The organism is Streptomyces sp. URMC 124 (assembly GCF_051386455.1).
Lineage (GTDB): Bacteria > Actinomycetota > Actinomycetes > Streptomycetales > Streptomycetaceae > Streptomyces.
The window spans coordinates 1-228 of sequence record NZ_JBPQTS010000682.1; the positions used below are offsets into that span (position 1 = coordinate 1).

At 51.8% G+C, this 228-nt stretch carries 1 pseudogene; it reads right to left on the reverse strand.

The window, feature by feature from the left end:
- Positions 1 to 217, reverse strand: a pseudogene (fusA, locus tag ACSNOG_RS34155) (elongation factor G); the annotation flags it as partial.
- Positions 218 to 228: the final 11 nt, after the last annotated feature.

Below are 228 nucleotides of genomic sequence, written 5' to 3' on the forward strand. Positions count from 1 at the left end.
CTCCGCCCTTGTGCTTGGACACGATTTCTTCGGAGATATTCTTAGGAACTTCTTCGTAGTGGGAGAGTTCCATCGAGAATACGCCGCGACCTTGTGTACCGGAACGCAGAGTTGTGGAGTATCCGAACATTTCGGACAGAGGCACTTTTGCACGGATAATTTGAGCGCCACCGCGTGAATCCATACCTTCGATACGTCCACGGCGGGAGTTCAGCATACCCATTACGT